This window comes from Pseudonocardia sp. EV170527-09 (assembly GCF_008369905.1).
Lineage (GTDB): Bacteria > Actinomycetota > Actinomycetes > Mycobacteriales > Pseudonocardiaceae > Pseudonocardia.
Map to the genome: position 1 here is coordinate 1 of NZ_VRMC01000150.1, position 6,693 is coordinate 6,693.

Below are 6,693 nucleotides of genomic sequence, written 5' to 3' on the forward strand. Positions count from 1 at the left end.
GACAACACCTCATCAGCCACACCCCGTCGTCCCGGGCATCCGGGGCACCAACCCCGAACACCCACGACCTTAGGGACCTCCCATGACCACGACCTCGCCCGCCCCGACCGGCACCGACGGCCGGGCTGCCTGGACCGACGAGCAGCTCGACGCCGTCTTCGCGCCGGTGTTCGCCCGCATCGCCGAGGGCGCGGTCGCCCGTGAGCAGGGCCGCACCCTGGCCCACGACGAGGTGGCCGCGCTGCGTGCGGAGCGCTTCGGCGCCCTGCGGCTGCCCGTGGAGCTCGGCGGCTACGGCGCCACCGTGCGCCAGCAGTTCCGGCTGCTCGTCGACCTCGCCGCCGCCGAGTCGAACCTGCCGCAGGCGCTGCGCGTGCACTGGTGGTACGTCGACGACCTGCTGCTCGCCGCCCCGGGCCCGGACCGCGACGCCCGGCTGGCGGCCGTCGCCGAGGGGCGGCTCGTCGGCAACGCCATCACCGAGCCCGGCGTCGGCGCGATCGACCGGTACCGCACCGCCCTGACCCCCGACGGCGACGGCTACCGCCTCGACGGCACCAAGTACTACTCGACCGGCAGCCTCTACGCCGACCAGATCCTGGTCGCCGCCGACCTCGACGGGCAGCGCGTGTCCGTGCTCGTCGACGGCGACGCCGAGGGCGTCGTGCAGCACGACGACTGGGACGGCTTCGGGCAGCGCCTCACCGCCAGCGGCACCACCGAGTTCCACGGCGTCGCCGTCCCCCGCGAGCGGGTCCTCGGACCCGGGTACGGCACCGAGGGCCGCGGCTGGGGCACCTCCTACCTGCAGCTCGTCCAGCTCGCCGTGCTCGCCGGGATCGCCCGGCGCGCCACCGACGACGTCAGCGCCTGGGTCCGCGAGCGCACCCGCACCTTCACCCACGCCCCGGCCGACCTGCCCCGCCACGACCCGCTCGTCCAGCAGGTCATCGGGCGGCTGTCCGCGGCCGCCTGGTCCTCGCGCGCCCTGGTGCTGGCCATCGCCGAGCAGCTCGACACACTGCTCGCCGCGGGCGGGGAGGACCCGGAGCTGCTCGACCGGGTCGAGCTCGACGTCGCCCACGCCCAGGCCACGATCATCCCCGCGGTGCTCGACGCGACCACCCAGCTGTTCGAGGTCGGCGGTGCCTCCGTGACCTCGGAGAAGCTGCGGCTGGACCGGCACTGGCGCAACGCCCGGGTGATCTCGGTGCACAACCCGCTGATCTACAAGCTGCAGTCGGTCGGGGACCACGTGCTCAACGGCACCGACCTGCCCTACGCCTGGAGCGCCGGCAAGCGATGAGCCGCGCGATCACCCCGGCACCGCGCCGCATCCATCTGAACGCCTTCGACATGACGTGCGCCGGGCACCAGTCACCCGGCCTGTGGCGCCACCCGCAGGACCGCTCGCACACCTTCCACGACCTGCGCTACTGGACCGAACTGGCGCAGCTGCTGGAGCGCGGCGGGTTCACCAGCCTGTTCATCGCCGACGTCGTCGGCCTCTACGACGTCTACCGCGACGGCCCCGAACCGGCGATCCGCGACGGCGTGCAGGTCCCCGTCGGCGACCCGACCCTGGCCGTGTCCGCGATGGCAGCGGTCACCGAGCGGCTCGGCTTCGGGATCACCGTGTCGCTGACCTACGAGAAGCCCTACGCGCTCGCCCGGCGCTTCTCCACCCTGGACCACTACACCCGGGGCCGGGTCGCGTGGAACGTCGTCACCTCCTACCTGGAGTCCGCGGCCCGCAACCTCGGCCTGGAGAAGCAGGTGCCGCACGACCGACGCTACGACGTCGCCGACGAGTTCATGGAGGTCTGCTACCAGCTGTGGGAGGCGTCCTGGGACAACGACGCGGTGCTGCTCGACCGGGACAAGGGCGTCTACACCGACCCGGCGAAGGTCCGTCCGATCGCCCACCACGGCGAGTTCTTCGACGTGCCGGGCATCGGCCTGACCGAGCCCTCCCCGCAGCGCACACCGACGATCTTCCAGGCAGGGGCCTCCGCGCGCGGCACGACGTTCGCCGCCCGGCACGCCGAGGGCGTCTTCGTCATCTCCCCGACCCCGGAGACACTGGCCCCGCGGGTCGCCGAGCTGCGCAGGCAGACCGCCGAGCAGGGCCGCGATCCCCGTGCGGTGAAGGTCTTCACGATGGTCACCGTGGTCACCGGCGCCACCGACGAGCAGGCCCGCGAGCGCTACGCCGACCTCGCGCAGTACGTGAGCCTGGAAGGCGCCCTCACCCTCTACGGTGGCTGGTCCGGCCTGGACCTGTCCACGATGGACCCCGACGAGCCGCTGCGGTTCGCCGAGACCGAGGCCATCCGCAGTGCGGTCGAGCTGTTCACCACCGCCGATCCGACACGGGAGTGGACGCCGCGGGCGATCGCCGAGCACATCGGGATCGGCGGGATGGGCGCCGTCGTCGTGGGCGGGCCGCAGACGGTCGCCGACGAGCTGGAGCGCTGGGCCGAGATCGCCGACGTCGACGGCTTCAACCTCGCCTACGCGGTCACCCCCGGCACCTTCACCGACGTCGTGGAGCACGTGGTGCCCGAGCTGCGCCGGCGGGGGGTCCTCGCCGAGGCCCCGGAGGGCGCGACCCTGCGCGAGCACCTGCAGGGTGCAGGCCAGGCACGGGTCCGTGCCGACCATCCCGCGGCCGTCCACGCCCGGCGCCGGGGCGCCGCCCCCGCCTGACCCCGGTTCCCGGACCCGGACCCGCGGTCCTGCTCCCCACTGCACGAGCGGACCGGTCGTACGGACCCTGCCGGACGACCGGTCCGCTCGTGCGGGGCGGGGTGTCAGATCCGGGCGGGGACGCGGGGCACGGTGTCGACGAGGCGGCGGGTGTAGTCGTGCCGCGGGGTCCCGAACACCTGGGCCGGCGTGCCGAGTTCGACCACCTCCCCCGCCCGCAGGACAGCGACGCGGTCGGAGACCCGGTCGACGACCGCGAGGTCGTGGCTGACGAACAGGCAGGCGAACCCCAGCTCGCGCTGCAGCGACGCGAACAGCTCCAGCACCTCGGCCTGCACCGACACGTCCAGCGCGCTGGTCGGCTCGTCGGCGATCAGCAGCCGCGGCGACAGCGACAGTGCCCGGGCCAGCACGACCCGCTGGCGCTGCCCGCCCGACAGCTCGCCGGGCCGGCGGGTCGCGAACTCCCGTGGCAGGCGGACCGACTCCAGCAGCTCGCCCACCCGGGAGCGCAGCTCCGGGCCGGGCCGGGCGCCGTGCACCCGCAGCGGCTCGGCGACCGAGTCCTCCACGGACCGGCGCGGGTCCAGCGACGCCGCCGGGTCCTGGTGCACCATCGCCAGCCCGCGACGCATCCGGCGCAGCCCGGAGCGCGACGGCCCGGCCAGGTCGGTGCCGTCGAGCAGCACCCGGCCCTGCGCCGGCGGGAGCAGCCCGGCCGCTGCCCGACCGATCGTGGTCTTGCCCGACCCGGACTCGCCCACGAGCCCGACGACCTCGCCGGGCGCCACGTCCAGGCTCACGGCGTGCACGGCCCGGAACGCGGGCCGGCCGCGCCGGGCCGGGTGCACCACCGACAGGTCCTGCAGCGACAGCACCGGCACCGGCCCCTCCGGGTCGCGCGGCGCGGGGACGTCGGTGGCCTGCGGCACCGCCGCGACGGCGCTCCCCCGCGGCCGGTCGGCGAGCGTCGGCACCGCTGCGAGCAGAGTCCGCGTGTAGTCGGTCGCCGGCCCGTCGAACAGGTCCGCGACGGAGCGCTGCTCCACCACCCGGCCGCGGTGCAGCACCACGACGCGGTCGGCGAGCTCGGCGACGACGCCCATGTTGTGGGTCACCAGCAGGACGCCCACGCCGGTGCGGTCGCGCAGGTCGCGCAGCAGCTCCAGGATCCGCGCCTGCACGGTGACGTCGAGCGCGGTCGTCGGCTCGTCGGCCAGCAGCAGGTCCGGCTCCCCGGCCAGCGCCAGGGCGATCACGACGCGCTGCTTCTGGCCGCCGGAGAGCTGGTGCGGGTAGGACCGCACGCGGCGCTCGGGCTCGGGCAGGTCGACCAGCCGCAGCAACTCCACCGCCCGGCGGCGGGCCTGCGCGCGCGGCACCCGGGCGTGCGCCCGGATCGCCTCGACGAGCTGCCAGCCGACCGTGCGCACCGGGTTCAGCGCGGTCTGCGGTTCCTGGAACACCATCGCGGCGCGGGTCCCGCGGACCCGGTCCAGCACCTCCTCGGGTGCGCCGAGGACGGAGTCCCCGGCGAGCTCGACCGAGCCGGACGCCGTCGCTGCGTCGGGGAGCAGGCCGAGCACCGACCGGGCCGTCAGCGTCTTGCCCGACCCCGACTCCCCGACCAGCGCGACGACCTCCCCGCGGCGCACCGTGAGGTCGACGCCGTCGACGGCGACCGCGTCACCGAAGGAGATCCGCAGGTCCCGCACGCTCAGCACGGTGCTCATCCGGCCACCCGCCGACCCGCCGCGAGAGCCTGGGCGACGAGCAGGAAGCCCAGCGTCAGCATCGTGACCACGGCCAGCGGGCCGAGCGCCATCGCCGGGTTGACGTCGAGGTACAGCACCGAGTCGGCGACGATCGACCCGAGCGAGGGGTCCGGTGGCCGGACCCCGATCCCGATGAAGCTCATGGCCCCCTCCACGAAGACGGCGACGGACAACGACACCGCGACCTGCACACCGGCGGGCTCGGCGGCGCCCGGCAGCACGTGGCGGCGCAGCACCCACCAGCGCCCGGCCCCGACCACGGTGGCCGCCTCGACGTAGGGCATCTCCCGCACCCGCAGCGCGGCACCCCGCACGAGCCGCCCGAAGATCGGGATCTCGGCGAGGACGATCACCACGACCACCGCCGTCGTGCCCGGCCCGAGGACCGCGGCCAGTGCGATCCCGAGGATCAGCACCGGGAACGCGAGCAGCACGTCGAGCACCCGCTGTGCGACGACGTCGACGGCCGCCGACAGGCTCGACACCAGACCGACCAGGCCACCGGTGACCGCCCCGAGCGGCACCGCGACCGCGATGATCGACAGGTTGGCGAGGATGCCGTACAGCGTCCGGCTGAACACGTCGCGGTTCACCTCGTCGGTGCCCAGCCAGTGCGCACCGGACGCGGGCAGCAGGTTCGCGCCCGGGATCTGCGCCAACGGGTCGTACGGCGCGAGCAGTGGTGCGGCGAGACCGGCGAGCACGACGACGCCGACGAGCACCGTCCCGACCAGCCCGCGCCCGCGGTACAACGCCGACAGCGCGTGCCGGCGGCGGGCGGGACCGGGCCGGGCCGGCGCGGCCGTCCTCGCCGGGAGGATCTCGCTGGGGGCGGTGACGGTCATGCGTTCCCTCCGATCCGCACCCGCGGGTCCAGCGCGGCGTGCAGGATGTCGGTGACCAGCTGGACGGCGACGAACACCGCGACCGACAGCAGCAGCAGGACCTGCACCACCGGGTAGTCGCGGCGGCTGATGCCCTGCTCGATCAGCTGACCGAGCCCGGGCCAGGTGAAGATCAGCTCGACCAGGACTGCGCCGCCGAGCAGGTTGCCGACCTGCAGCCCCAGCACGGTGGCGACCGTGGGCAGCGCGGCGGGCAGGGCGTGGGCGAGCACCAGACGCCGGCGGGGCACGCCGAGCGCGCGGGCGGTCAGCACGTAGGGCTGCGCGAGCTCGGTGCGCAGCGACTCCACGACGAACCGCGACAGCGCGCCGGCGACCGGCAGGGCCAGGCACACCGCCGGCAGCAGCAGGTACTGCCATGTCAGGTCGGGACGGGCGAGGAACCCGCCGGGCGGGGTCCCGCCGGAGGGCAGCACCGGGAAGGCGACCGCGAACAGCAGCACCAGCACCACACCGGAGACGAACGTCGGGACCGCGAGCGCCAGCGTGGTGAACCCGGTGACGACGGTGTCGACCCACCGGGCCCGCGACAGCACGGCCGCGACCCCGACGACCAGCGACAGCCCCACGGCCAGGACGAGCGCGGCGCCGGCCAGCCAGAGCGTGTTGACCAGGCCGGCCGCCACCAGGGTGCCGATCTCACCGCCGATCAGGTACGAGCGGCCGAGGTCACCGGTGAGGACGTTCCCCAGCCACAGCACGTACTGCTCCCACACCGGCCGGTCGAGCCCGAGCGAGACCCGGATCGTCTCGACCACCTCGGGCGAGGCGTCCGGCCCGGCGAGCGTGGTCGCCGGGTCGCCGGGGACCAGGCGCAGCAGACCGAAGATCAGCACCGAGGCGAGGAACAGCACCGCGACCGCCGACGGCAGCCGGGGGTCTGTAACGAGAACGGTGGTTCCGGCGATGTTGTCAGTAGTGCTCGGCGCCCGGCCAGCGGTCACCGAAAGTGATGGCGAAGGCGTTGAGGACTGGCTTCCAGCGCATCATCCATCGGGTGTGGCCTCGTCCGGTCGGGTCGAGGCTGCGGGTGACAAGGTACAGACATTTCATCGCGGCCTGCTCGCTGGGGAAATGCCCTCGCGCTCGGACCGCTCGCCGGTAGCGGGCGTTCAACGATTCGATCACGTTCGTCGTACAGATCACCCTCCGGACCTCGATGTCGTAGTCGAGGAACGGCACGAACTCGGTCCAGGCGTTACGCCACAAACGTATCATCGCCGGATGGGCTCGCCCCCACTCGTCATCGAGATCATCCAGCGCGGCTGCAGCGGCATCGGCGGTGGACGCGGTGTAAATAGCTC

The 6,693-nt window shown here is 74.0% G+C and carries 6 protein-coding genes; 2 read left to right on the top strand and 4 right to left on the bottom strand.

Annotation, left to right across the window (positions count from 1 at the left end; genetic code table 11):
* The first annotated feature begins 82 nt into the window (after positions 1–82).
* On the top strand, positions 83–1,306 hold the full coding sequence (locus FVA95_RS26920) for an acyl-CoA dehydrogenase family protein (protein WP_149666620.1): 1,224 nt from the start codon (positions 83–85) through the stop codon (positions 1,304–1,306).
* Entirely contained in the window at positions 1,303–2,709 is a 1,407-nt protein-coding gene (locus FVA95_RS26925; RefSeq protein ID WP_149666621.1) for an LLM class flavin-dependent oxidoreductase, read from the top strand. The genes FVA95_RS26920 and FVA95_RS26925 overlap by 4 nt, the downstream gene beginning before the upstream one ends.
* A gap of 104 nt (positions 2,710–2,813) precedes the next feature.
* Here FVA95_RS26925 and FVA95_RS26930 read toward each other — a convergent pair whose 3' ends face one another.
* The 4 genes from FVA95_RS26930 to FVA95_RS26945 form a co-directional block, all read right to left on the bottom strand.
* A complete protein-coding gene (locus FVA95_RS26930; RefSeq protein ID WP_149666622.1) occupies positions 2,814–4,442 on the bottom strand; it encodes an ABC transporter ATP-binding protein in 1,629 nt (542 codons plus the stop codon).
* Positions 4,439–5,329 (bottom strand): ABC transporter permease, encoded by an 891-nt coding sequence (locus tag FVA95_RS26935; RefSeq protein ID WP_149666623.1) that lies wholly within the window; start codon positions 5,327–5,329, stop codon positions 4,439–4,441. Before FVA95_RS26935 ends, FVA95_RS26930 begins: the two co-directional genes overlap by 4 nt.
* Positions 5,326–6,333 (bottom strand): ABC transporter permease, encoded by a 1,008-nt coding sequence (locus FVA95_RS26940; protein WP_240051760.1) that lies wholly within the window; start codon positions 6,331–6,333, stop codon positions 5,326–5,328. Before FVA95_RS26940 ends, FVA95_RS26935 begins: the two co-directional genes overlap by 4 nt.
* Positions 6,302–6,693: transposase (locus tag FVA95_RS26945; protein ID WP_193564389.1), on the bottom strand; the 392-nt coding region annotated here is incomplete at its 5' end. The genes FVA95_RS26940 and FVA95_RS26945, both read right to left, overlap by 32 nt.